The organism is Paenibacillus sp. J22R232, assembly GCF_056269165.1.
Genome location: NZ_JBWDNK010000014.1, coordinates 98,175 through 122,960 on the forward strand (window position 1 = coordinate 98,175; position 24,786 = coordinate 122,960).

21 protein-coding genes are annotated in these 24,786 nt (G+C 50.4%); 19 read left to right on the forward strand and 2 right to left on the reverse strand.

Going from position 1 to position 24,786, the window contains the following annotated elements:
- Positions 1-88: 88 nt before the first annotated feature.
- From AC0YN3_RS27200 to AC0YN3_RS27255, 12 genes are all read left to right on the forward strand, one after another.
- Positions 89-1,558 (forward strand): ABC transporter substrate-binding protein, encoded by a 1,470-nt coding sequence (locus AC0YN3_RS27200; RefSeq protein ID WP_475778047.1) that lies wholly within the window; start codon positions 89-91, stop codon positions 1,556-1,558.
- Positions 1,559-1,640: 82 nt separating this feature from the next.
- Complete coding sequence (locus AC0YN3_RS27205; RefSeq protein ID WP_475778048.1) at positions 1,641-2,579, forward strand: ABC transporter permease; 939 nt, start codon at positions 1,641-1,643, stop codon at positions 2,577-2,579.
- Between the two features lie 23 nt (positions 2,580-2,602).
- Positions 2,603-3,550 carry a carbohydrate ABC transporter permease gene (locus tag AC0YN3_RS27210; RefSeq protein ID WP_183562536.1) on the forward strand — a complete coding sequence of 316 codons (948 nt, stop codon included), beginning with the start codon at positions 2,603-2,605 and terminating at the stop codon, positions 3,548-3,550.
- A gap of 33 nt (positions 3,551-3,583) precedes the next feature.
- Positions 3,584-4,903 (forward strand): glycoside hydrolase family 125 protein, encoded by a 1,320-nt coding sequence (locus AC0YN3_RS27215; RefSeq protein ID WP_475778049.1) that lies wholly within the window; start codon positions 3,584-3,586, stop codon positions 4,901-4,903.
- The gene (locus tag AC0YN3_RS27220) at positions 4,900-8,034 is read left to right on the forward strand and encodes a beta-galactosidase (RefSeq protein ID WP_475778050.1); all 3,135 of its coding nucleotides are present in this window, start codon (positions 4,900-4,902) and stop codon (positions 8,032-8,034) included. The genes AC0YN3_RS27215 and AC0YN3_RS27220 overlap by 4 nt, the downstream gene beginning before the upstream one ends.
- Positions 8,035-8,053: 19 nt before the next feature.
- Positions 8,054-10,789, forward strand: a complete 2,736-nt coding sequence (locus AC0YN3_RS27225) for an alpha-mannosidase (protein ID WP_475778051.1) — start codon at positions 8,054-8,056, stop codon at positions 10,787-10,789.
- A 431-nt stretch (positions 10,790-11,220) separates the two neighbouring features.
- Positions 11,221-12,756 carry a spore germination protein gene (locus AC0YN3_RS27230; protein WP_475778052.1) on the forward strand — a complete coding sequence of 512 codons (1,536 nt, stop codon included), beginning with the start codon at positions 11,221-11,223 and terminating at the stop codon, positions 12,754-12,756.
- Between the two features lie 30 nt (positions 12,757-12,786).
- A complete protein-coding gene (locus AC0YN3_RS27235; protein WP_475778053.1) occupies positions 12,787-13,968 on the forward strand; it encodes a Ger(x)C family spore germination protein in 1,182 nt (393 codons plus the stop codon).
- Between the two features lie 26 nt (positions 13,969-13,994).
- A complete protein-coding gene (locus AC0YN3_RS27240) occupies positions 13,995-14,204 on the forward strand; it encodes a hypothetical protein (RefSeq protein ID WP_475778054.1) in 210 nt (69 codons plus the stop codon).
- Positions 14,205-14,236: 32 nt separating this feature from the next.
- The gene (locus AC0YN3_RS27245; RefSeq protein WP_475778055.1) at positions 14,237-15,394 is read left to right on the forward strand and encodes a GerAB/ArcD/ProY family transporter; all 1,158 of its coding nucleotides are present in this window, start codon (positions 14,237-14,239) and stop codon (positions 15,392-15,394) included.
- A 166-nt stretch (positions 15,395-15,560) separates the two neighbouring features.
- Complete coding sequence (locus AC0YN3_RS27250; protein ID WP_475778056.1) at positions 15,561-15,803, forward strand: YolD-like family protein; 243 nt, start codon at positions 15,561-15,563, stop codon at positions 15,801-15,803.
- A 168-nt stretch (positions 15,804-15,971) separates the two neighbouring features.
- Positions 15,972-17,204: an aminopeptidase gene (locus AC0YN3_RS27255; protein ID WP_475778057.1), complete on the forward strand. Its 1,233-nt coding sequence runs from the start codon at positions 15,972-15,974 to the stop codon at positions 17,202-17,204.
- Positions 17,205-17,310: 106 nt separating this feature from the next.
- On the opposite strand, the gene AC0YN3_RS27260 is transcribed toward AC0YN3_RS27255, so the two are convergent.
- Together AC0YN3_RS27260 and AC0YN3_RS27265 are read right to left on the reverse strand one after the other, a co-directional pair.
- The gene (locus AC0YN3_RS27260; protein WP_475778058.1) at positions 17,311-17,721 is read right to left on the reverse strand and encodes an ImmA/IrrE family metallo-endopeptidase; all 411 of its coding nucleotides are present in this window, start codon (positions 17,719-17,721) and stop codon (positions 17,311-17,313) included.
- Positions 17,722-17,729: 8 nt separating this feature from the next.
- Positions 17,730-18,155 (reverse strand): helix-turn-helix domain-containing protein, encoded by a 426-nt coding sequence (locus AC0YN3_RS27265; protein ID WP_475778059.1) that lies wholly within the window; start codon positions 18,153-18,155, stop codon positions 17,730-17,732.
- Positions 18,156-18,405: 250 nt separating this feature from the next.
- Here AC0YN3_RS27265 and AC0YN3_RS27270 point away from each other — a divergent pair, with 250 nt between their 5' ends.
- The 7 genes from AC0YN3_RS27270 to AC0YN3_RS27300 all read left to right on the forward strand — a co-directional run bounded on the left by AC0YN3_RS27270 (position 18,406) and on the right by AC0YN3_RS27300 (position 24,782).
- Positions 18,406-19,026, forward strand: coding sequence for an ECF-type sigma factor (locus AC0YN3_RS27270; protein WP_475778060.1), 621 nt, complete (start codon positions 18,406-18,408; stop codon positions 19,024-19,026).
- Positions 19,027-19,243: 217 nt separating this feature from the next.
- Positions 19,244-19,432, forward strand: a complete 189-nt coding sequence (locus AC0YN3_RS27275) for a hypothetical protein (RefSeq protein WP_475778061.1) — start codon at positions 19,244-19,246, stop codon at positions 19,430-19,432.
- A gap of 3 nt (positions 19,433-19,435) precedes the next feature.
- Positions 19,436-20,752, forward strand: a complete 1,317-nt coding sequence (locus AC0YN3_RS27280) for a phage tail sheath family protein (RefSeq protein WP_475778062.1) — start codon at positions 19,436-19,438, stop codon at positions 20,750-20,752.
- A 1-nt stretch (position 20,753) separates the two neighbouring features.
- Complete coding sequence (locus AC0YN3_RS27285; protein WP_475778063.1) at positions 20,754-21,218, forward strand: phage tail tube protein; 465 nt, start codon at positions 20,754-20,756, stop codon at positions 21,216-21,218.
- 33 nt (positions 21,219-21,251) lie between these two features.
- The gene (locus AC0YN3_RS27290) at positions 21,252-21,674 is read left to right on the forward strand and encodes a phage tail assembly chaperone (protein WP_475778064.1); all 423 of its coding nucleotides are present in this window, start codon (positions 21,252-21,254) and stop codon (positions 21,672-21,674) included.
- 229 nt (positions 21,675-21,903) lie between these two features.
- Positions 21,904-24,120, forward strand: coding sequence for a hypothetical protein (locus AC0YN3_RS27295; protein ID WP_475778065.1), 2,217 nt, complete (start codon positions 21,904-21,906; stop codon positions 24,118-24,120).
- Positions 24,117-24,782: a LysM peptidoglycan-binding domain-containing protein gene (locus tag AC0YN3_RS27300; protein ID WP_475778066.1), complete on the forward strand. Its 666-nt coding sequence runs from the start codon at positions 24,117-24,119 to the stop codon at positions 24,780-24,782. The genes AC0YN3_RS27295 and AC0YN3_RS27300 overlap by 4 nt, the downstream gene beginning before the upstream one ends.
- Positions 24,783-24,786 lie beyond the last annotated feature (4 nt).

Here is a 24,786-nt window from a genome sequence, read left to right on the forward strand (position 1 = left end):
AGGACGAGAAGAGGGCTGGGACTAAAGTAAGCGTATGCTTATACATCATGATTCTGCTTCGAAACACAATACGGGGAGGATTTACAAAATGGGTAGAAAGACAAAAAGCTTTACAATGGCACTTTCGCTGCTGCTGGTCATGTCAATCGTGCTAAGCGCCTGCGGAGGCGGTAAAAACGAAGGCTCGGAAGGCACTGCCGAGAAGCCGGTTGAACTGATCTGGTACACAATCGGTACGCCGCAGAAAGACGTTGACAAAGTTATGGCGGAAGTAAGCAAATATACGGCTGAGAAAATCGGCGTTACGATCAAAATGAACATGATCGACTGGGGCGATTATTCCCAGAAGCTTCAAGTGATGACGGCCTCCGGTGAAGCGGTAGACATTATGTTTACGTCTTCATGGGCATTCGATTACGTTCAAAGCGCAAGAAAAGGCGCTTTCATGCAAGTCGACGATTTGCTGAAAGAGCATGGACAAGGCATCATCGATACGCTTGATCCTGCATTCCTTGAAGGCTCCAAGATCGATGGCCACAACTACGGCATCCCGGCTAACAAAGAGCTTCCTGCCCAAGAGGTATGGCGCTTCAACAAGCAGTTCGTCGACAAATACAAGCTGGACACTTCGAAAGTGTACACGCTTGAAAGCCTAGAGCCGCTGCTCAAAACAATCAAAGAAAACGAGCCGGACGTTTATCCGTTCGCCGTTGACAAAAACCAAATGCCTTACGTGCCATACGACTATGTCATCGAGAAGCTTCCAATGGCCGTATCGCTGGACACAACCGATTACAAAATCGTAAACGTGCTGGACACGCCGGAAATGAAGCAAATCCTGAACACGATGCACAAATATTATAAAGCAGGCTACATTCCAACTGAAGCCGCAACAATGGATTCGATGACAGACGTGCAAACGACTGGCAAATGGTTCGCGGACCGCGCGACATCGCAGCCTTTCGCTGACAACCTTTGGTCTGCAAGCTACGGCTACCCTGTCGTATCTACGCCTGCAAGCGATGCGCTTATCTACAACTGGTCCGTAATGGGCTCTATGCAAGCGATCTCGGCTAACTCCAAATACCCGGAGAAAGCGATGGAATTCCTTAACCTGCTGAATACGGATCCCGTACTTCGCAACATGGTTGATTCCGGAATCGAAGGCGTTCACTACAAGAAAGCTAGCGACAACGTGATGGAAAACCTGGATGAGTCGAAAAACTACGATATGCCTACGTTCTCGCTAGGAAACGTCATGCTGACATACTTGAACACGACTGACCCAACGAACAAATGGGAAGAGTTCAAGAAGTTTAACGATGCTGGCGTGCAAGCTCCGCTTCTAGGCTTCAACTTCGATACTTCGAAGGTAACGACGGAGATCGCTTCCGTGAACAACGTAAAAGAAGAATATTGGGCAGCTCTTATGACGGGTACCGTTGATCCGGAAACCTACCTTGCTCGTGCAAACGAGAAATTCAAAGCAGCCGGCCTTGATAAAATTATGGCTGAAGCGCAGCGTCAACTTGACGAGTGGAGAGCCGCGAACAAGTAATCAAGGGGGGAAGGTATGAGGCGGATGCTTGGCATCCGATTCATACCTTCTCTCATTAATCTGACAGCAGAGAGGTGATCACATGGGAGCCTTTGGGCGATTTTTCAAAAATATTAACAAAAATGCGGCAATGCTGATCATGGTTCTGCCAGCGACATTATGGTTCATCTTTTTCTCCTACCTGCCGATGGCGGGGATGGTTATCGCATTCAAGGAGTACCGCTACAGCCGTGACGGATTCCTGGCAAGCATCATTGAAAGCAAATGGGTTGGCTTGCAAAACTTTAAATTCCTATTCAGTACGAATGACGCTTACATCATTACGCGAAATACGGTCGTTTACAACATCTTCTTCATCGTCCTCGGACTGGTAATTGCCGTTGCAATGGCGATTATGCTCGCGGAGATTACGAATAAGCGGCTAGCGAAGGTTTATCAGACAGGCATGTTCCTGCCTTATTTCCTATCATGGGTTATCGTCGGTTATTTCGTATTCAGCTTCCTAAGCCTGGATCGCGGCGTCGTTAACCAAGTAGCAGGCTGGTTCGGCATTGATCCGATGAACTGGTACTCGGACCCTACCTATTGGCCGATTATTATCGTCGTCGTCTTTTTGTGGAAATCGGTCGGCTATAACAGCGTTATTTATTTGGCAGCCATCATGGGTATCGATAAATCGCTTTATGAGGCCGCTATGATCGACGGCGCGAACAAATGGCAGCAGATCCGGAACATTACGATTCCTATGCTGACGCCGCTCATTACCATATTGACGCTGCTTGCCATCGGGAAAATTTTCTATGCGGATTTCGGTCTGTTCTATCAAGTCCCTCGTGATTCGGGAACGCTATACAGCGTGACGAACGTTATCGACACCTATGTGTACCGCGGGCTTAAATCGACAGGCGAGATCGGGATGAGTACGGCCGCCGGCCTATATCAATCGCTCATCGGCTTTATCCTTGTCATTACATCAAATGGTATCGTACGCAAATTCAATAAAGACAATGCGCTGTTCTAAATATGCGGGCCTGATGGCCTGATATGCTCGCATTGCGAAGGGAGGAAACCGTTGTGTCCGCACAAACGACGAAAGGCCGCGATTTTCATAGACTGACACCGGTTTGGAATATAGCTTTTCATGCCGTAGCCGGAATTTTTGCACTGCTCTGCGTATTTCCTTTTTTGTTCGTTACGGTCATCTCGTTCACGGATGAGTCTACGCTAGCGAAAAACGGCTATCAGCTGTTTCCGGAAAAATGGAGCGTGGAGGCGTACACCTATTTATTTAAGGCAGGGGACCAGCTTCTTCGCTCTTACGGGGTGACGATTGCGGTTACGCTTATCGGTACGGTTATCGGTGTCGTCTTTACGGCGCTATTCGCTTACGCGATTTCGCGCCACAGTTTTAAATACCGTAATTTCTTCGCTTTTTTCGCCTTCTTCACTATGCTGTTCAACGGCGGCCTCGTGCCGACCTATATTATCGTTACGCAGCTGCTCGGGCTTAAGGATTCCATCTGGGCGCTTATCCTGCCGCTAGCGGTCAACGCGTTTTATATTATGATCCTTCGTACGTTTTTCTCGACCATGGTGCCTGACGCGATTATCGAATCCGGAAAAATCGACGGAGCCGGAGAGTTCGGAATTTTCTTCAAGCTGGTGCTGCCTTTATCGCTGCCCGGCCTTGCTACGATTGCCTTGTTCAGCACGCTAGGCTACTGGAACGATTGGTTCAACGCGCTGCTGTACATTAACACGCCGAATTTAGTGCCCCTTCAGTCGATGCTGATGCGGATTGAAAATAGCATGCAATTCATTATGCAAAACTCGCAAAATGCGTCGCTCAGCATGGGCGTTTTGCAATCGATGCCGCAGGATACGTCGCGCATGGCGATGGTCGTGCTCGCAACGGGCCCGATCGTGTTCGCTTATCCGTTCTTCCAGCGTTATTTCATTCAAGGCTTGACGGTTGGTGCCGTTAAGGAATAATTACGAATCCCTCTCTAAAGGAGCATAACCAATATGGAACAATTCCGTTTACCCAAAATACCGATGCCGGAGCTTACGCTGCCGCAGGCAGTACAAGACGTGCTGAAAGAGGCAGAGGAGAAGCTTGCGCATCGTCCGAAGCTGCTTCAGCTGTTCAAGAACTGCTTCCCGAATACATTGGAAACAACCACGAAGCTGATGGATGACGGTACGACCTTTGTCATTACGGGAGATATTCCTGCCATGTGGCTGCGCGACTCCGTAGAGCAGGTTATTCATTACGTTCCCCTCGCGAAAGAGGACAAGGATTTGCAGCGCATCATCGGCGGCTTGGTAAAGCGCCATATGGCTTATATCCAAATCGATCCCTATGCGAATGCATTCAATGAAATCGATAACGATTGGCACTGGAACACAACGGACGAGACGGATATGTCGCCATGGGTATGGGAGCGCAAGTTCGAGCTGGATTCGATTTGCTTCTCCATCCGACTTGCCCATGCGTACTGGAAGGAAACCGAGCTAACGGATATTTTTGATTCCGGCTTCAAAGCAGCGATGCGCAGCATCGTGAAGCTGTGGAAAACCGAGCAGCGCCATTTCGAGCAATCGCCTTACCGTTTTGTGCGGGATAACGGCATTCCTACCGATTCGCTCCGCAATGACGGACTAGGCATGCCTATCAATTATACGGGCATGATTTGGTCGGGCTTCCGCTCGAGCGACGACGCTTGTGATTTCCATTACAACGTGCCGGCGAACATGTTCGCCGTAGTTGCGCTGCGCCAGATGAGAGATATCGCAGAATGGGTATTCCGCGATATGGACTTCGTTAAGGAACTTAAGAAGCTTGAAGACGACGTGGACCACGGCATTCAGCTGTACGGCATTTACCAGCATCCTGAATTTGGTCCGATCTATGCCTACGAGACGGATGGATTCGGCAACTATTGCCTAATGGACGATGCGGGTACGCCCGGCTTGATGTCCATTCCTTACCTCGGCTATACGACTGCCGATGATGCGATCTACCAGAATACGAGAAACTTTGCGCTGAGCAAGAGCAACCCGTTCTATTACGAAGGAAGCGCGGCAAAGGGAATCGGAAGCCCGCATACGCCTCCAGGCTATATCTGGCATATGGCGTTGTCGATGCAAGGGATTACAGCAATCGGCAACGAAGAAAAGCTTGCTTTAATCGCGATGCTGGAAGCTACAGACGGCGATACCGGCTATATGCATGAAGGCTTTCACGCCGACGATCCGACCGTATTCACGCGCAAATGGTTCGCTTGGTCGAACAGCCTCTTCGCGCAGCTCGTCTACAAGGCGATGAAGGATGAGCTTCTATGAGCATGAACACGGTTATTTTCTACGATTCTTCCTTTCCGCTGGCTGAAAAGCTTAGCGAAGGTACAGAAGGGCAATTGCTGAAGCTTGGCAACGTCGTCCGCGCTTCGGGCTTAGCCAGAGCGCTGCAAGCGGCAGAGGGAGGCAGCTTCGTCAATCTGCATGCGCCGTATTTTCCAAAGGAAGCATGGGGAGAAATATTGGCGTTTCTAAAACGCGGAGGCGGCTTGATCAGTATCGGAGGGGCGCCGTTCAAGCACCCTGTCATCCGTGCCGAAGACGGCAGCTGGATAGCAGAGAATGAGCAAACGGCGTACCATCGCGAGCTTCACATCCATGAAATGCTGCCTGTAAGCGCAGCACCAATCCAAACGCTGTCTGCTATGCGGGATATTCCGCTGCTGGAAGGCAAAGAACCGCTGTTTGAGGTTGCAAGCACATGGAACATGGTGCCCCATGTCACTAAAAGCAGTGATTTGCCTCATCAAATGGGCTCTGCAGGACCAATGGATGCGCAGCTGTATCCGCTCCTGAAGGGCATATCGGCGGAGGGAAGAGAAGTCGCGGCACCAGTCGTGCTCTGGGAGAACACGAAAGGCATGTTCGCGGGAGCTCGCTGGCTCTTCGTCAATCAGCCGCTTACCGAGCTGTTCTGGCAATCGGGAGGAGCTGCCGAGCTTGGACGCTGGATCGCATTCTGCGAAGCCGGCGTAACCGAGCTTTGGCTTAAACCCAATTACGCGTCCTATGAGCCAGGCGAGCGTGCGCTTCTAACGCTTCAGGTACAGCAGCTTGGCCGCCATGCGGTTCAAACGGCTGCAAGCCCCAGCTGGAGCTTCTCGATTAAGGTTCAGCATGACCGTATGCCTGAGCAGCGCTGGACAACCCAACTGCGGATTGATGCGACCGGCAGCCAGGCCATCAAGCGATTGCCGGTAGAGCTTACCGTTGAGAGCGGCTATTACAACGTAGAATGCAAAGCCGAATCGTCCACGGGCGAAGTTCGGTTACTCCGCCAAGGCTTTTGGGGCTTTGACTCGGAGCTGCTCAAAGGGGGCAGCCCCGTCACTTGCGAGCGCGATTATTTCATAAAAGACGGCCGTCCGATGCCGGTTGTCGGCATGACTTATATGACCTCCGACGTTGCGCGCAAGTTTTTGTTTCTGCCGAACGCTTCCGTATGGGACCGGGATATGGCCCAGATGCGCAAAGCGGGCATCAACTGGATCAGAACCGGCATATGGACGGCTTATCGGAATGTAATGCAAGTAGACGGACATGCTTCGGAGGAGGCGCTTCGCTCGATCGATGCGTTCCTGTTGACTGCGAAGCGCCATGATCTGCAGGTCACGTTTACGTTCTTCTCGTTTACGCCGGAAACGTGGGAAGGGCAGAACCCCTACCTTGATCCGCGGAGCGTTGAAGCCCAGAAACGCTTTATCCGCTCTATTATTACCCGCCATAAGCAGTCGAAGCATGTGGATTGGGATCTGATCAATGAGCCTTCTATGTTCGATCCGCCGCGCATATTCTCGGATGGTCCAAGATCGGCTCGCGATCCTTTCGAGAAGGCCGCTTTCGCGGGTTGGCTGGAAGAGCGCCATGGGTCAGTTGATCGGCTGCAGAAGCTGTGGAACATGACGCCGGACCAGCTGCCAAGCTTTGAGTCGGCGGTCCCGCCCGAGCCGGAGGAAATCAATTTCGACGTTCAGGATATGCATCAAGGCAAGAAGGGTACGCGTTGGCTCGATTACGTGCTGTTCTCCATGGATATGCACAATCGCTGGGCAGCGGAGCTGTACAAGACGATCAAAGAAGAATGTCCGGACCACTTGGTAACGGTTGGACAGGATGAAGCACTCGGAGCGCAGCGTCCATCCCCGTTCTTCTACGGCGAAGTCGTGGATTATACGACCGTGCATTCGTGGTGGCTCAATGACCATCTAGTATGGGACAGCATCTTTGCCAAGACAGCGGATAAGCCTAATCTCGTGCAGGAAACCGGCATTATGTACGTCGAAACGCCGGATGGCCGCGCCAAGCGCTCGGAGGAGGAGCTCCGCAGCATCCTTGAGCGCAAGTACGCTTACGCCTTTGCGACAGGCGGGGCAGGCGCAGTGCAATGGATATGGAATACCAATTATTATATGGATAATGCGAATGAATCGCATATCGGCGCGCTTCGGGCAGACGGAACGGAAAAGCCGGAGGCCGATGTTTCCTATGATTTCGGTTCGTTCATGGCGGAAATCAGCGATTTGTTCCAAGGGCGCGAGCTTGAAGACACGGTCGTAGTCTTCCCGTACTCGAATGATTTCTCCAATCGCAAGCTGGCTTTCGACGCAACGACGAAAGCGACCCGGGTGCTCGCATATGAGCTGAATAAGTCATTCCGCGGAGTAGGCGAATATCACTTGGATGAGCTGGAAGCAACGCCGGTTAAGCTCGTCATCGTGCCAAGCGCGCATAATATGGACGATGCTGCATTCGATCAGCTGCTAGCATACATTGAACGTACAGGTGCGACTTTGCTGCTGACGGGTCCAACCAGCTTGGATGCTTATTGGCGTCCAGTCGAGCGGCACTCGGAGCTGTTTGGGGCACGCGAGCTTGTCAATGTGCGCCGCGAGGAGCTGCTCCATATCGGCAATCGATTGCTGCCGGTATCTTATGGCAGCCGCAAAATTGCGGAAGTGTGGAAGGAAGCACGCCTTCATACGGAGAATGCCGAAGCCGATCAGCTTGTCGAGCTGCCGCATGGCAAGGGACGAATACTGTGGTGCCCACTTCCCGTAGAGCTGAATGATCGCATTGAGCCGATTTCGGCGATCTACCAATATGCGCTTCAGTCCTCAGGCTGCAGAGAAGAACTGAACTGGTTGAAAGGCGGCAACTTCCCAGGCGTATATGGCCGCAAGCTGAACTTCCAAGAAGGAGCGCTGCTTACTTTCGTTTCCGAGTTCAGCTTGGATGTCGAAATCGAAGTGGAGGACCCTGCAACGGGGGTTCGCTATGCATTCGTGCTAGAGAAGGAACGTTCCGTATTATTCGCGGTGAACAAGAGCGGAGAGCTATTGTCCGTATACCGCCCGAATCAAGTGAACGTAACAGTGCTGCCGGCTAACGAACATTAAGAAGAAGAGGTGTTCAGCAATGACCTATGAAAGAACAGCCCATATCATCTCGCATACCCACTGGGACCGGGAATGGTATTTGCCATATGAGAAGCATCATGTCCTGCTCGTCAAATTGATGGATACGCTGCTTCATACGCTAGATACCGATCCGGACTTTAAAAGCTTTTACCTGGACGGTCAAACGATTATTCTTGAGGACTATTTGCAGGTTCGTCCGGAAAACCGTGAACGCCTTGAACGCTACATCAAAGAAGGGCGCATTCCAATCGGTCCATGGTATATCCTACAGGATGCATTCCTGACGAGCAGCGAAGCGAATATTCGCAATCTGCAAATCGGCCATCAGGATGCCGGGCGCTACGGTACGATTGCCAAAGTCGGCTATTTCCCCGATACGTTCGGCAATATCGGACAGGCCCCGCAAATTTTGCGCCAAGCCGGTATTGACAACGCGGTGTTCGGAAGAGGCGTGAAGCCGACGGGCTTCAACAATACGGTAGCGGATTCCGATTATGAATCCTCTTTCTCGGAGCTGATCTGGGAAGGTCCGGATGGCTCCCGCGTGCTGGGCGTGCTGTTCGCGAACTGGTATTGCAACGGCATGGAAGTGCCAACTGACGAAGCGGGCGCGAAGGAATATTGGGAGCGGAAGCTTGCGGAAGCAGAGAAATATGCGGCAACGGGACAATTGCTGTTCATGAACGGCTGCGACCACCAGCCGATCCAACAGGATTTGTCTGCTGCGCTCGCAACGGCAAGAGAACTTTTCCCGGAGACGGAGTTTATCCACTCTAATTTCCATGATTATTTGGCTTCCGTCAACGCGTCGCTTACGCGCGAGCTGTCGGTCGTCAAAGGCGAGCTGCGCAGTCAGCGGACCGACGGCTGGTCCACGCTCGTAAATACGGCTTCCGCCCGCGTATATTTGAAGCAAATGAACCAGCTTGGCCAAGCGATGCTGGAGAAGGTCGCTGAGCCGCTGGCAGCGCTGGCTTATTCGCTAGGCCATGAATATCCGCATCACCTGTTCACTTATGCGTGGAAAACACTGATGCAGAACCATCCGCATGACAGCATTTGCGGCTGCAGCGTGGATGAGGTTCACCGTGAGATGATCACCCGCTTTGATAAAAGCCGCCATGTTGCGGAATCCATCATTGACGATAGCAAAAAAGCGATCGCGGACAACGTGGACACGCTGGTATTCGAGCAATATGGCGAAGCTGCGCTGTCGCTCGTCGTGTTCAATACAACCGGCTGGAATCGCACGGGTGTCGTAGAGGTTGAGCTTGATATCGAACGCATCTACTTCCGTGACGGCTTGCCGCTGGATCAAATGAACCAAAAAATGTACGCGGTCGATGTGACGGGCAGAACGCTTGTTGATCGCAGCGGGGCTGCTATCCCGCATACGGCTGAGGATTTGGGACTGCAGTTCGGCTATGACCTGCCGGATGACAAATTCCGCCAGCCGTACATGAGCCGGCGGGTAAAGCTGACGTTCGAAGCGGAGCAGGTTGCTGCGCTAGGCTTCGCTTCCTATGCCTACGTTCGGAACGCAAAAGCAGAGCAGGAGCAAGCAGAATCATTGATTGCCGGCGAGCATGCGCTTGAGAACGAGTGGTTGCGGGTTGACGTAGCAAGCGACGGATCGTTCAACCTGCTTGATAAGCGTAATGGACAGGTATTCCAAGGTCTTGGCGTTTACGAGAATACAGGTGACATCGGCAATGAATATATGTACAAACAGCCGGATGGCGAACTGCCATTAACGACTAAAGGAATGACTGCAAGCATCGAGCTTGTGGAAAACACGCCTTACCGGGCAACATTTGCCATCGTTCATGAATGGGCCGTTCCGGCTTCGGCGGACGAGCAATTCGAGACCGAGAAGCAGGAGGCAGTCTACTTCCCCGAGCGGAAATCGCAGCGTACGGAACAAACCGTGCCGCTTACGATACGTACGGAGATCTCGCTTACGCGCGGCGGACAAAGCCTGGATTGGAAATCTTCCTTTAACAACCAAGCCAAAGACCACCGCGTACGGGTGTTGTTCCCGACAGATCTAGCTGCTGCAGCCCATCAAGCGGATGCGATATTCGAGATTGCAAAACGCGACAATGAGCCGGCTGCCGAATGGGTAAACCCAAGCAATGCGCAGCATCAGCAGGCATTCGTTGACGTGAGCGGCGAGCAAGCCGGATTGACGGTAGCGAATTTGGGCTTGAACGAATACGAAGTGCTGCGTGACGGACGGAATACGATTGCGGTTACGCTGCTTCGCTCCGTAGCAGAGCTTGGCGATTGGGGCGTGTTCCCTACGCCGGAAGCGCAATGCCTAGGCGAGCAAAGCTTCAGCATCAGCATCATTCCGCATAACGGCAACGGCGCTGAATCAGGCGCTTTTGCGGCAGCCTACCAATTCCAAGTGCCTTGGACAGTGAGCGGTACGGACGTTCATGAAGGCAAGCTGGCTTCGGCAGGCGCGCTCTTCGAATGGGAAGGAAGCACGCTTGCCTTTTCTTCCTTGAAGGTAAATGAGCCATCCGGGGACATGATGCTTAGATGGTATAATATGCTGCCTTCGGCTTCTGAGCTGAAGCTGGCTTCAGGCGATGCGGCGCAAGCCATCGCAGAAGCTTATAAAAGCGACGTGCTTGAGCAGCAAGGTCAGGCGCTGGAAGGAAATAACGCATATCAGCTGCCTGTAGGACCGTGTGAAATCGTGACAATTGGCATTAAGCATTCTTAATCGTTTTGAAAAGGGTCTGACTCAAAAGGGGGTCGCTCCCTGAAGAAGCAGCTCGCACAATCGAAAATAAGAAGAAATTCGCATTAAACAAGCGTTGCAGAGGGGTATTCTGCAACGCTTGTTTTTATTTCGGTCTCTTGCTGATTTATTTGGAGAATGATGGTAAACGGAGCATGTAAATGATTCTGGAGAAGCGTCAGCGGTCGTTTTTGTGAAGGGATGAGGGCCTCTGCTCGTTGATTCAAAGGAAACCCTGAGCAATGGCGATCGGAAGAATAGTTAAATGTGCAGTTTATGTGTGCAGTTTGTCGTGCGCCGCTCTCCCAAAGGACGGCGATAGCCGTTCGCCTTGCTACGCGGCTTGAATGTGTTTATCCCGATTGCAAGGTGGTCATAATGGGAAGAGACAGCAGAAGCGGAGACGACAGCCAATGATAAAACCTTCACAGGAACCAATAGACAACATGTCCCAGCAGGAACAAGCGAGTGCTCCGCTATTTGATGATATTGGTCGAAATACAGAAACGATCATGCGCGAAATGGGCCGCAGCGATGACATTGTCGTCCGGGAAATCCGAAGCGAGGGAAGCCCGCTGCCTGCTGCCGCAATCGTGTATATTGACGGCATGTCGGATGCCGCAATTATTAATACTTACATATTCGACGTGATGAATCGATCGCTTCAAGAAAAGCTGGGCATTGACGAAGATTCCGTTGGCAAAATAAATATCATAGAAGGCCTGATTGCCGCGATGGGCTCCATTCATATCGTAAGGGACATGGACAAGCTCTATCAGTCATTGTTGTCGGGAGAAGCCATTATCTTTCTGGCAGGCAGCGATCGCGCATACCGCATTGATATCCGTCAATGGAAAGGCAGAGACGTTACGGAATCAACCAATCAGACGTCTATTCGGGGCCCGCGGGAAAGCTTTACCGAAACGCTGCGTGTGAACACTTCACTCGTGCGCAGGAAGATTAAGGACCCCCGCTTGTGGCTGGAAACGATGCCGATAGGCCGCATTACGAAAACCGATGTCACGATCATGTATTTGAATGGCATTGCGAAGCCTTCTGTTATTAACGAGGTTCGGACGCGGTTAGGAGCCATTGAAATAGACGGCATATTAGAGGGCGGCTACATCGAGGAGCAAATCGAGGATGCCAAATATTCGATTTTCCCTACGGTGTACAACACCGAGCTACCGGACAGCGTTGCTGCGCAATTGTTGGAAGGCAAAGTCGCGATTCTGATCGATGGCACACCAAACGTTCTAGTGGTACCAACCCAATTCGTCAGCTTCGTGCAGTCGACAGAGGATTATTACCAGCGCGCCTTGTACGCGAGCTTGCTTCGCTTGCTGCGTTTTGCCAGCGGATTTATCTCATTGCTGCTGCCCTCGTTATATATCGCCATTACGACGTTTCATCGGGACATGCTGCCGACATCCCTATTAATAAGCTTGGCTGCTCAGCGTGAGGGAGTTCCCTTCCCCGCCTTTATTGAGGCGGTCGCAATGGAGATCACCTTCGAGATTTTGAGAGAGGCAGGTCTGCGGATGCCGCGGGCAATCGGCCAAGCCGTATCTGTCGTCGGCACGCTCGTAATCGGCCAAGCGGCCGTAGAGGCGGGAATAGTCTCTGCCGCGATGGTTATCGTCGTTTCGGTCACTGCCATCTCGACCTTTACGGTGCCGGCTTACAGCATGTCGATACCTGTCCGGATGCTGCGTTTTGCATTCATGGCACTCGCGGCAAGCTTCGGGTTATTCGGCATTATTATGGGTTTGTTTACGTTATTGCTGCATTTATGCTCTCTGCGATCATTTGGAGAGCCATATATGGCGCCATTTAGTCCCTTTATTGCGTCAGAGCAGGAGGATGCGCTCATCCGGCTGCCGCGCTGGCTCTCGTTCAACCGGCCAAGCAGTTCGCAGAAGAGCAACCGGGTCAGACAGCAAAAGTGACTGCGGCAGGCGGAAAGGAGCATAAGCGGGATGATGCATAAAGCCATTATAGTGTTACTGTGCATGCTGCTTCTGACAGGCTGCTGGAGCAGGCGCGAGCTAAATGAACTGCTGATCGTTCTCGGAATAGCCGTCGATTGGGAGGACGGGGAATACCTCGTATCGTTCCAGGTTGTGAATCCGAGCGAAATATCAGCGCAGCGCAGAGGCGGGGACCGGCCGCCGAGCACGCTTTACCAGGGCAGGGGCAAGACGATGTTCGAGGCTGCCCGCTCCGTTACCGCAGAGGCTCCGCGCAAGGTATACATCGGACATCTGCAAATTTTCGTGATCGGCGAGAGTCTTGCCAGACGCGGCATACGGGATTTTCTCGATAATACGCTGCGGGACAATGAAGCGCGCATGGACTTTAATGTCGTTGTTGCCAAAGGCTCCAAAGCCGAGGATATATTGAAAATCTATACGCCGCTGGAGAAGCTGCCTACCCAAAATATGCTGAGATCGCTTGAGACCTCCGAGAAATCCTGGGCACCGACCGTTTCGGTCACGATGGACGATATTTTGAATGCACTCTCCGATGACGGCAAGGAGCTTGCCCTCACCGGCATCCAAATTCTCGGCAACCAGAAAAAAGCGGAAACAAAGGAGAATGTAGAGACATTCCTGCCCCCCGGCCATTTTCGCTATACGGGCATTGCAGCCTTCAAAAAAGATAAGCTTATCGGCTGGTTAAATGAAAGGGAAAGCAAAGGCTATACCGATATGACGAATAATTTGGACAGCACCTCCGTTGAGCTGCGCTGCGGCGAACGCAACTATATGGGAATTGAGATCACATCGTCCGAGTCAAGCATCAAGATGAACGTTCAGGATGGCGTACCCATCGCCCATATTCATTTCCAGACGGAAGCGAATATCGTAGATCGTTCCTGCAAGGAAGTAAATCTTGCCGATCCAGCCGTCATTGAAAAGCTGGAGCAGCAGGTGGCGAAGGTCATACAGGGAAATGCGGAGGCTTCGGTAAAACGTGCCAAGAAGCTTAAGGCCGATATATTCGGACTCGGCAGCACGCTTGGCAGGCAGCATCCCGATCAATGGAAGTCAATGCGGCAAGCATGGGGCGATGAAGGTTTTCAGGCGGTCAAGCTGTTCTACCATATTGAGGTGAATATCCGCAAAACGGGAACGACAGGAAACACCACGATGAAATAGCCGTCTGTAGGGAGGAGACATTAGCGTTGTCAGCTTTAATGTTCGTTTTGGTTTTTTCGATATGCGTGGCTTGGTGGGAGCTGCCGAAGCTTAAGGAGAAGAAGCTCAGAAAAGAGATTGCCGTATTTGTGGTGATGCTTCTGCTCGGCACGGGTTTGTATGGAGCTCTTGTCATGCATGCGAAGCTGCCAAATCCGTTTATGCTGCTAAAAGAGGTTTATGGAACGTTTGCTTAAAGCCAGCCGCAAGGATCATGGGGGGAGTACAAATGAGTGATCGCATAGCAAGCGACAATGGTCAAATATCAACTAGGCAATTCATGATTTTGGTCATCTTATGTACCGTCGGTGACTCCATACTCATTCTCCCTACGATCATTGCGGCTTATTCCATGCAAAATGCATGGTTAACGATGTTATTCAGCTGCTTAATCGGTCTTGGAATAGGAACCTTGTACGGGCTGATGATCAAAAAAATGCAGGGAGGCAGCTTGACCGCTTTCGTGCAGCAAACGTTAGGAAAGACTATCGGCGCAATCGTTTGTCTGCTCTTTATCGTTTATTTCATCTACTTGCATATTACGCTGACAAGCGAGATGACGCAATTCATTACGACGCAGCTGATGCCGGAAACGCCTGCCAACGCCGTATTCATTCTCTTTTTGACCGTCGTTATTATTGCCTACCGGTTAGGCGTGGAGACTTTCGCCCGGATGGGTGAGATTTTGTTTCCGTTTTTTATACTGTTTTTTATGTTCATGGTTGTCTTTCTTATGCCGCAGGTCGATGCTGCGAAGATGCAGCCGGTATTAGCTGAGGGCTTCTCACCGGTATGGAGAGGGCTGCCCATCACAACGGCTGTTCCTTTTATGGAGACCATTATAATCCTAGCCGTTGTTCCGCACCTGAAAGGGAATAAGGCGGCTATGAAGCCACTGCTCAAAGGACTGGCAATCGGCGGACTGATCTTGTTTATAACGGTCCTGCTTTGCGTGCTCGTGCTGGGCTCGAGCTTAATGGAAACGAAGTACTATCCTACCTTTATTCTCGCTCAGAAAATCACGGTTGGAAACTTTTTGGAGCGTATAGAGGCCATCCTCGCTTTCATGTGGATCACTACCGTGTACTTTAAAACGCTGCTGATCTTTTTTGCGATTATCAAAAGCATCGAACAGCTATTCCGCTTAAAGGAAAGCATTATGCTTACGATCCCTCTTGGGATGATATTGCTTGTTGGTTCCGTCATCGGCACGCCTAATATCGTGGTCTACAATGATTTGATTAAATTTTATTGGGCTCCGTATGACATCACGATGTGCCTTGTGCTTCCCCTATTGCTGATGGGCTGGTCTTCCATTAGAGGGGAAGGAAAACCGAAGCCCAATCTCGCCGCCACCCCCAAATCGGAGCAATCCGGCCATTCTTGAGAGGCGGCTTGATTTACTCTTATTCCCGCTAACAGAGTTAAATGGGTCCATGCTATAATAGAGGTATTCGCGTAACTTATTAGGATCGAATCAGGGTCTCCTCGGAGCGGAGGGACTCTTTTTTATTGCAAATCCGAGTTGCCATACATAGCAGGAGGGAAACGAAATGGCTAAAGGACCGAAGCGGCCGACCAGGGATGAATTCGAGCTGGAGGAGCTGGGTGAACGATTGGTAGAGGCTAAGCAGGAAGGTACGGAGCTGCTGCTCACGATATGGGCAGCGGAAGAGCAGGTACGGGGCGTAATCACAACGCTCGATTCCCGGACGAAGAAGGTTCACGTGGAATACATGGGCAGCGTCACGAAGGTTCCTTTTATGGATATTATGAAGATCGAGAGCCCTTATTAATCTAATTCACGTATGGATAAAACCTCCTTCGTTCACGGTTTGAGCGATTAGGAGGTTTTTTGCATTGTTCGGTAAGGCTCGTTTGAGCAATGGGGGACAGAGGACTATAATGGAGTAGTGGCATCACGGGAACAAACATTGATACAATTTAAAGGAGGAATTATATAAATGCATCCAACGCAGCAGCATTTGGAAAATTACGCGGCGCTTGCCGTTCAAGTCGGCGTCAACGTGCAGCAAGGTCAAACGGTGGTCGTCATGGCTCCGATCGCTGCCGCGCCTTTGGTAAGGCTTATCGCATCAAAAGCTTACGAAGCAGGCGCGAGAAATGTTCATGTGGAATACAACGACGAGCAGCTGTCCCTCATTAAATACAAGCAGGCTCCGGAGGAGGCTTTGGCCGAGTATCCGATGTTCCGCGCGAAGGCGTGGGAGGATTTCGTAGAGCTGGGAGCGGCGTTCATTACGATTTATTCCCCTAACCCCGACCTGCTTAACGAGGTTGATCCGGCAAGGGTAGCGGCGGCATCGAAGGCAGCATCGACTGCGCTTAGCGGGTATAGAAGCTCGCTTATGAACCATACCAATGCTTGGTCGCTGCTCTCGTACGCGACTCCGGAATGGGCGGCTAAAGTGTTTCCGGATGTCTCGCAGGACGAAGCTTTGCAAAAGTTATGGGAGCGGATCATTGATGCGACGCGCATCGGCTTGGACGATCCGATTGAGGCTTGGAAGGAGCATAACGCGAAGCTGCTCCAAATGGTCGAGGTACTTAATGCCAAACGCTATAAACAGCTGGAATATGAGGCGCCAGGCACGAGCTTGACAGTCGAGCTGCCGGATGGCCATATTTGGCTGGGCGGCTCCAAAGCGAATGCGAAAGGCATTTACTTCAATCCGAACATGCCGACCGAGGAAGTATTTACGATGCCGAGAAGGGGCGGGGTGAACGGCACGGTGCGCAGCACGAAGCCGCTTAACTACAATGGACAGGTCATTAACGGCTTCTCCTTGACCTTCAAGGATGGCAAAGTAGTGGATCATGCAGCCGAGCAAGGCTATGAAGCTTTGACAAGCTTATTGAACACGGATGAGGGAGCAAGGCATCTAGGAGAGGTAGCATTGGTGCCGCATGATTCTCCGATCTCCAATTCGAACGTAACGTTTTTCAATACGCTATACGACGAGAATGCTTCCTGCCACTTGGCATTAGGGCAAGCTTATCCGGTTAATATCAAAGGCGGCACGAAGATGAGTGCCGAGGAGCTGCTCGCCCATGGCGCCAACAGGAGCCTGACGCACGAGGATTTCATGATCGGCTCTCCGGATATGAACATTGACGGCGTCACGCAAGAGGGAACACGCGAACCGATATTCCGAAACGGAAATTGGGCGATTTAATAGAAATTAATAGAAAAGGGCTCTAGTTCTGCGGCTGATGCTGCCGAGCTAGAGCCCTTTTACAGTTTCAGGCTGTTTTTTTGCTTGAAAAGTTGTCGTTTTTGTTTTAGAAATAAAACTTTTCCATTTCGGCGGGCACGCCATTGCGCATCAACAGCTCCGCAAGCGTGTCGCTGGCAGCGGGAGCATCACCGGAAGTCAGCAGACGGACCGCAAATTTGTTCGCTTGACGCTCGTACTTCCCCGCGTTGAAAAACGATTGCTCATCGAGCCAAAAGCGGTTGAAGCCCGGATGAAGCCGATCATGTCCAAGCTCATGGGCACAGACGAACCGGCACCAATCCTCCGGAAGCTTATCGTGGATGACGATAAAGCGCCGCCGCAGCTTTTTGAAATAAAGGCCTCTTGTCCCTTCCCCTAGATCCGCATAACGGATATGGATGCCAATACCCTGAGCGATGGTAAAGGGATCGTTGGTCTTGAATTTTCGAATGAGCTTTACGATCATTTTATCCATAGCAACACCTACCCTTTGGCATCATCAGGAGCATCGCCTGCCGAGTCGGACTTTTTTTTGTGTTTATTCATCTGCTTGGCTTCCCAGAACAGTCCGGTTAATACATCCATCACGCGTTGACGGTCGACGGGGCTCATCGGCACGCCATCGAACATAATTTCTCCGTCCTCTTCCAGCAGCTTCTTGAAATCGCGTTTATCCTTATACGTCGCCCATTCGGGTATGGCGGCAACCGCCGCATCGCGTCCTAGCAAATAATCGGTTGTCGTTTGGAGAATATCAGCCAGCTTCTGTAAGTCCTCGCTTGTTGGCGTTACGCGGTCATTCTCGATATGTCCCAAATTAGATCTGCCCATCTCGAGCTGGGTGGCGACATCCTGCTGTGTTAACCCGCGTTCCGTGCGCAGTTGTTTAATTCTAGCTCCTAATGACATTTTAAATACCCTCCATTTATCGAATTAGGTATTTTAAATACTTGACGGTAATTAAAATACCTAATACAATGAGATTTATCAGACGACAGCTTATATTATCTATCCCATAAGGAAATTTGCTAGTTAAAATACGTAAATCAAGTATATTTTTTGTCGAGAGTATTGTCAATACCACTATTGGACGATATTTTTTTATCATTGATGGTATTTTAAATACTCAATCATGATTTCATCCTCGGGAGGGACAAAAATGAAGGAAGAACAACGGATTATTGACCAATTAACTTCTTATAAAAGGCTCAAGGCAAGAAAAAAACAGCTAGAAGGCACAGCAGTCGGACCTGGGATTCGCTTAAGCAGCATGTCGGAGGATGACGATCTGCAGGAGCTGCACCGGCAGCTGCGCAAGCTTCCTTCCTATATGTATTTGGACGAGCATGAGCAGCGGATCGAAACGGCGGCACACGCGAATTTAAAGAAGTACCCATTAGGAACCCGTGCGCAGCTTAGCGAGGTTATGAAAAGCAGGGCAGCCGCAAGCCCGGGTGACGAGAAGCTGCTGCGCGAACTGGAACAAAAGATCGAGAAGGTATTGGAGTCGCGCTCAGGTTCTAATGGTTTTGAAGGCTATATGGGCGTCATCGATAAAATAAGCGAGCTTCAGGATATCGAAAAGGAATTGCGGAGCATGGACGAAGCGCTTGAAGCGCTGGAAGGATATGAGCCTGATTATGCCCGGCTGCTGAGATTGCGTTATATAGAAGGAAAGCCTACTGAGTTCGTTGCTTCGGAGCTTGGAATCGTTGATCGCACGTTCCGCAGATGGAAGCAAAAGGCGCTTGCCGAAGTTGTCCGCTTTCTGTCCGGCTAATGTCCGTTTTCGCTCAACTAACCGTGATATTATGATATTGTGCAAGAGATCATAACCGGGGACGAGCGGAGAAACATTCCGATCGTCCCTTTTGTTTTGCCCGAGCAAAGGAGGTGGTTCAAATGTAAGTGCATAGGCGAGTTGCTGCAGGCGGTAAGGCTGATCATAGGATGAATTAGCCGCTTTAATCGATGAAAGAAGCCGGAGGATGAATGGAATGAAGGAAAAGGAACGGCAGGAAGCTGGGAAGAATGCGAGCTTCAACAAGCGGCAATTGCTGGCGGCAAGGCGGTATACGCCCTCTCAGAAGGACGTGCTCACAGCGGTATTGAACGATCAAGACAGCTGCACCCATGAACAAGCGTTATCTCGGATAACAGCCTATTTGAAAAAGGAGGTCATGTAGATCATGGCAGGAGGAACTTATACATCTCAAAATAAAGTGCGCCCCGGCGTTTATATTAATTTGGTAGGCGAGAAGCAAACGGTGGGCAGCATTGGCGAGCGCGGAACGGTGGCAGCGGCGTTGACACTGAATTGGGGAAAATCAAAAACGGTGATTGCGATCCAAGCAGGCGATGACCTTAGCGCCTTGCTCGGTTACGATGTGAGCGCTCCTGAGCTTTTGCTGGTGCGTGAAGCGCTCAAAAAGGCGAAAACGCTGCTCCTTTATCGTTTGAATGAAGGAACAAAGGCAGCAGCGGCTGCTGGCAGCTTGACGTGTACAGCTAAATTTGGCGGCGTTCGAGGCAATGATATCAAGGTAGCCGTGCAGCAGAACGTCGATGACGAAGAACTGTTCGATGTGATTACTTATGCTGGCGATACGGAGATGGATAGGCAGACGGTGGCGAACATTGCAGCACTAAGCGGAAATGCTTTAGTTGACTTTGGCGGTACGGGGGCATTGACTCTGGCTGCAGGCGTTCCGCTAGCAGGCGGAGCCAACGGTACGGTTACGAATCAGGACTATTCCGATTATTTGACCCAGATTGAGCTGCATGATTTTAATACGGTTGCGCTAGCATCCGGTGATGCTGCATTGAAGGCGGTCTATGCTTCCTTTGCCCGCCGATTGCGCGAGGAGGAAGGCCGCAAAATTCAGGTCGTGCTGGCGAACTATCCGTCTGCCGACCATGAAGGCGTCATTAGCGTCAAAAACGGCGTGAAGCTGGCTGACGGCACCGTTATCGACGCTCAAAAAGCGACGGTATGGGTTGCCGCGGCAACGGCTGGCGCAGCGATTAATGAATCGTTGACGTATCAAGCCTATGAGGAGGCAATCGATGCGGATATTCGCTATACGAATTCGCAGACGGCTGCTGCGCTTCAAGCTGGCGAGCTTGTGTTCACGGTAAGTGCGGGACGTGTCATTGTCGAGCAGGATATCAATACGTTTACCGGTTATACGCTGGAAAAAGGAAAAGCGTTCTCGAAAAACCGCGTGATTCGCGTGCTGGACGGCATCGCAAATGACTTTAAGCGGATTTTCGAGGGCTTCTATATCGGAAAAGTAGACAATAACGCGGATGGCCGCAGTCTTTTCCGCAATGAGTGCACGAAATATTTGAATAGCTTGCAGGCGCTCGGCGCGATTCAAAACTTTGACTCCCAGGTTGATTTGTCGGTGCTTGCCGGCACGGATTCCGATAGCCTTGTGATTGACGTTCATATTCAACCCGTGGATAGCGTAGAAAAAGTATATATGAAAGTGACGGTGAAGTAATATGGCATTTTTGAACGCAGGAGATACGATTTCAGGACGCGAAGGTCGGGCTTTTACGGTCATTAACAACTCGCAGGAAGAAATGTTTTACGTGAAAACGCTGGAGGCCAGCATCGAGAAGCAGAAGGCGGAAATCAAAACGCTCGGCAACCGGGGCATGCAGCACAAAGCAACGGGGTGGTCGGGAACGGGCACGATGACCATCTATTATGTAACGTCGAAATTCCGCCAAATGATGCTTGATTATGTGAAAACGGGCGTCGATGCTTATTTTGACATCGTCATCATGAATGAGGATTCGGCATCCGCTACGGGCAAACAAACCGTCGTGCTGAACAAAGTCAATCTCAACAAAGTCATTATCGGGAAGCTGGATACAGAGAGCGAAGCGCTTGAGGAAGAGATTGAATTTACCTTTGAAGGCGTAGATATTCAAGACCACTTTACGGCACTTTCACTGGGTTAATTTACTATAGATTCGAAATGGAGGCAATAAGCAATGAGTGATTTAAGTGTATTTTTCGCGCAAAATGCGGCAGTCGAATCGACACAGTCGTTTATCGTATCCGATCGGTTCAAGGATGCCGAAGGACAAGCCGTAGCATGGGAGCTGCGCAGCATGACGGAAGCCGAGAACGAGGAGTGCCGGAAGTCCTCTACACGCAAGGTAAAGGGGAAAAACGGCGCTTTTGTTCCCGAGACGAACACGGATGAATACCTCGCTAAGCTCGTCGTGAGCAGCATTCAGTTTCCCAATCTAAAGGATGCGGATTTGCAGAAATCGTATGGCATGCTAGGTGCCGAGAACCTTTTGCGCAAAATGCTGCTGCCAGGCGAATATGCCTCGCTCGTTCAGCGCGTCCAGGAAATTAACGGCTTCAATCAAAGCCTGAACGATTTGGCCGATGAAGTAAAAAACTAATTAAAGAGGGCGATGGGGAAGCGAACTATGCTTACTACGCCCTCCATGAACTTCGTATTCTGCCGCATGTGCTGATGGGCATGACCCGGCGGGAAAAAGCGGCAATCTACGCGATGATCGATGTTCGCATCGAGAACGAGAAGAAGCAGCGTGCCAAGGCAAAACGAAAATAAGGACGGGCAGCGCTCTCATAAGGGAGCGCTCTTGCCCGTGCGTAGGGGGTGGAAGGATGGCAAGTAATTCCCCAGCTGTTATTGAAGATGAAGGTGCTAGAACGAGTGGTTCTGCTGAAGCCTTTTATCGGTTTATGATTTTATTAAATAACAGTTTTATTGAAGCGACCAAGCAAGGCAAAAAGCTGGTAGAGGCTTTTGAAAAAATGAGTGTAGAAGCTAATCATTTGGATGTTGAGCTAACGAAAGCAACAACATCGATGAATGCTTTTACAGAATCGGTTAAAAAATTTAGTGAAGCTGCAACACCTCCTCCTGCTCCTCCCGCGCCAGCAGATCCTGCTGATCCAGAAGGTTCAAATGATTCTGAAGACACTGGTGGAAGAAGGGGAAGACAAGGTTTTCTAGGTAATCTTGAAGATGGCTTGGGCGCCGCTGCGAACGGGGTCGAGCTAATTATTGCCCTTAGAACGCTGCTGCAAGATAACAATGCAGCTCCGCTAGCTCCGGAAGAAGCGTCACCTGTACCCGAAGCGCTCGTTGATGCGGCTCAGCAAGGAGCAGACATGTGGCATTCTGCTATATTAGGCGCTGGCGAGAAGATTAAGCAAATGATCACGATGGCCATAACAGGAGCGTTGGAGGAGCATCAGTCTAAAGCGTTACTCTTTGCGCGATCCGGAGGGGCTGAGGTTGGTGAACCGCTCTATCAGAATATTAGGGGAAATGCGGTAAGGAACGGCGTGGACGTGAACGAAGGGATAAAAACGGCTTTGTCCCTCATGCCTGCTGCACAGAACACAGATCAACTTAACCGTATGACGAATATGGCCATGGAACTCTCTACCTTGAGTTCTAGCGGAGGAAGCTCTGAGGATGCGGCAGATGCGATAAAATCGGCCATGGAAGGCGACTACTCTGCTTTAATGGATTCTTTCCAAATAAACGAAGATGCGTTCAAAGGCGTTGGCTTTGAAGAAGCAATGGATATGGACGGCTTTCTCAATGCGTTGGATGCGATGAGGGAAAAAGCGAATTTAGGGGCAGAAGCGCTAGTAACGGTCGGCGCCAGCCCAGCTAATCAGATCGCAAATTTGCAAAATATGATCAAATCTGGCTTTGCGGGTGCAGGAATGGGTGCGGTTGCAGCGATGTCGCCACTGCTTGAGAAGTTAAATGAGCTCGTTGCAGGTGAGAAATTCCAAGCCTTTTTTACGTTATTTGGAGAAGGTCTGACATTCGTAGCTAGTATGCTTGCTGCAGTAGGAGAGGGAGCTCTTTGGATGTTCAGCCAGTTTTTAAATAATTGGCCGCTTATTGCTTCTATTCTAATGATGGCAGGCGCTGTATTTCTACCAACGATAATCACTGCATTATGGGCAATGGTGGCGCCTGTCTTAACCCAAGTTGGCGCATGGCTGCTGCTCTTGTGGCCAATCTTGCTTGTTATTGCAATTATTGGATCTTTAGTTGGGTTGTTTCTATATTTCGGAGGAACCGTGGAACAGGTTGTAGGTTTTGTTTCAGGATTGTTTGCCGGACTATTCGCAGCACTGCAAAATAGCTTCGCTTTACTATGGAACATTATTTTGTCCGTTGCGGAATTTCTGGTTAACATTTTTATTGACCCGGTTTATGCCATTCAAAAGTTATTTTATGATCTTGTTAAAAATGCTGTTGGCTACTTTGGGAATATGATTGACACTTTTATAGACGGTCTGAATTGGGTACTCGATAAAGTAAATAAAATAACGGGTACCGAATTTGACGTGATTGGAAAGTTTGATACGAGCCAAATCGATCAGTTTGCACCAAAGAGTGAGAAGAATGTAGTGGATTTCTCAAAATATAAAATGGCACAGACTAATTTAGGCGATGCTTTCAGCAAAGGGAGCGATTTTGGAACAGGGCTTATGGACAAAGTTGGAAGTTTTAAAGATAACATGATCTTTGATCTAAACAAAGAATCTGGTTTTGTTAATGCCGACGAACCAGCAGGCATCGGTTTTGGCGGGGCTGCCCCAAACATTAACCGAGTAGAGGAAGTCGGATCGATCAACGAAACCGTTGATATTTCGAGCGAGGATTTGAAGACGATGCGTGAACTGGCTGAGATGAAAAATATTCAGAATTTTGTATCCCTGCAGCCTACGGTCAGCGTGCAAACCGGCGATATCAACAACGGCTACGATATCGATACCATCATTGGACGGATCGAGCGCTCCCTCAATGAGGAGATCGCCTCGTCTGCGGAAAGGACGTACAGTGTATGATTACGTGTCGAAATCATGATCATAGCATCTGGCTGAGCTATGGCAATCAGAAGCAAAATGTACAGCTTCCCGTCAATCCTCCGGAAATCAAGATAGGCGATGCCGCAGGCGGCAAAGCGTACGAAGTATCCGGACTAGGCGAAATCAATGTAATCCAAGGCCATAAGCTAACCAGCATTTCATTTGATAGTTTTTTTCCTGCGGAGGCGTATCCGTTCATTGTTAGCAAAACGTGGGTGGATCCCGTCTTTTATATTATCGTAATTAAGGATTGGCTGGAGCGGAAGCAGCCGATTCGCTTTATTTATACGGGTGAAACCTTCGATATTAACTTGCCCATGAGCATAGAGAAATTCGAATGGAAGGAAGTCGCCGGATCTGGTGATATCGAGTATAGCATCTCACTAAAGGAGTATGCTTTCTACGGAGCTAGGCCCGTCATTGTCAAAAATGACAAAGCAAGCGTCAAGGCACAGCCTAGGCCTTCGGATAAAACGACACCTAAGACTTACAAACTGGTCGCCGGAGATTCCCTCATTAAAGTGGCTAGGCTAAAGCTTGGAAATGAAGGACGATGGAAAGAAATTCAGAAGCTGAACGGCATAAAGGATTCGCAGCTGAGGCAGCTGCCGATTGGCATGCTGCTCAAGCTGCCGGGGTGATAAG

Coding starts and splice junctions, on each gene's coding strand:
- AC0YN3_RS27235 (WP_475778053.1), top strand. CDS start 12,787: ATGATGCATAAAGCCATTATAGTGTTACTGTGCATGCTGCTTCTGACA.
- AC0YN3_RS27300 (WP_475778066.1), top strand. CDS start 24,117: ATGATTACGTGTCGAAATCATGATCATAGCATCTGGCTGAGCTATGGC.
- AC0YN3_RS27225 (WP_475778051.1), top strand. CDS start 8,054: ATGACCTATGAAAGAACAGCCCATATCATCTCGCATACCCACTGGGAC.
- AC0YN3_RS27280 (WP_475778062.1), top strand. CDS start 19,436: ATGGCAGGAGGAACTTATACATCTCAAAATAAAGTGCGCCCCGGCGTT.
- AC0YN3_RS27210 (WP_183562536.1), top strand. CDS start 2,603: ATGCTCGCATTGCGAAGGGAGGAAACCGTTGTGTCCGCACAAACGACG.
- AC0YN3_RS27215 (WP_475778049.1), top strand. CDS start 3,584: ATGGAACAATTCCGTTTACCCAAAATACCGATGCCGGAGCTTACGCTG.
- AC0YN3_RS27295 (WP_475778065.1), top strand. CDS start 21,904: ATGGCAAGTAATTCCCCAGCTGTTATTGAAGATGAAGGTGCTAGAACG.
- AC0YN3_RS27245 (WP_475778055.1), top strand. CDS start 14,237: ATGAGTGATCGCATAGCAAGCGACAATGGTCAAATATCAACTAGGCAA.
- AC0YN3_RS27220 (WP_475778050.1), top strand. CDS start 4,900: ATGAGCATGAACACGGTTATTTTCTACGATTCTTCCTTTCCGCTGGCT.
- AC0YN3_RS27285 (WP_475778063.1), top strand. CDS start 20,754: ATGGCATTTTTGAACGCAGGAGATACGATTTCAGGACGCGAAGGTCGG.
- AC0YN3_RS27230 (WP_475778052.1), top strand. CDS start 11,221: ATGATAAAACCTTCACAGGAACCAATAGACAACATGTCCCAGCAGGAA.
- AC0YN3_RS27265 (WP_475778059.1), bottom strand. CDS start 18,155: ATGTCATTAGGAGCTAGAATTAAACAACTGCGCACGGAACGCGGGTTA.
- AC0YN3_RS27200 (WP_475778047.1), top strand. CDS start 89: ATGGGTAGAAAGACAAAAAGCTTTACAATGGCACTTTCGCTGCTGCTG.
- AC0YN3_RS27270 (WP_475778060.1), top strand. CDS start 18,406: ATGAAGGAAGAACAACGGATTATTGACCAATTAACTTCTTATAAAAGG.
- AC0YN3_RS27290 (WP_475778064.1), top strand. CDS start 21,252: ATGAGTGATTTAAGTGTATTTTTCGCGCAAAATGCGGCAGTCGAATCG.
- AC0YN3_RS27255 (WP_475778057.1), top strand. CDS start 15,972: ATGCATCCAACGCAGCAGCATTTGGAAAATTACGCGGCGCTTGCCGTT.
- AC0YN3_RS27260 (WP_475778058.1), bottom strand. CDS start 17,721: ATGGATAAAATGATCGTAAAGCTCATTCGAAAATTCAAGACCAACGAT.
- AC0YN3_RS27250 (WP_475778056.1), top strand. CDS start 15,561: ATGGCTAAAGGACCGAAGCGGCCGACCAGGGATGAATTCGAGCTGGAG.
- AC0YN3_RS27275 (WP_475778061.1), top strand. CDS start 19,244: ATGAAGGAAAAGGAACGGCAGGAAGCTGGGAAGAATGCGAGCTTCAAC.
- AC0YN3_RS27205 (WP_475778048.1), top strand. CDS start 1,641: ATGGGAGCCTTTGGGCGATTTTTCAAAAATATTAACAAAAATGCGGCA.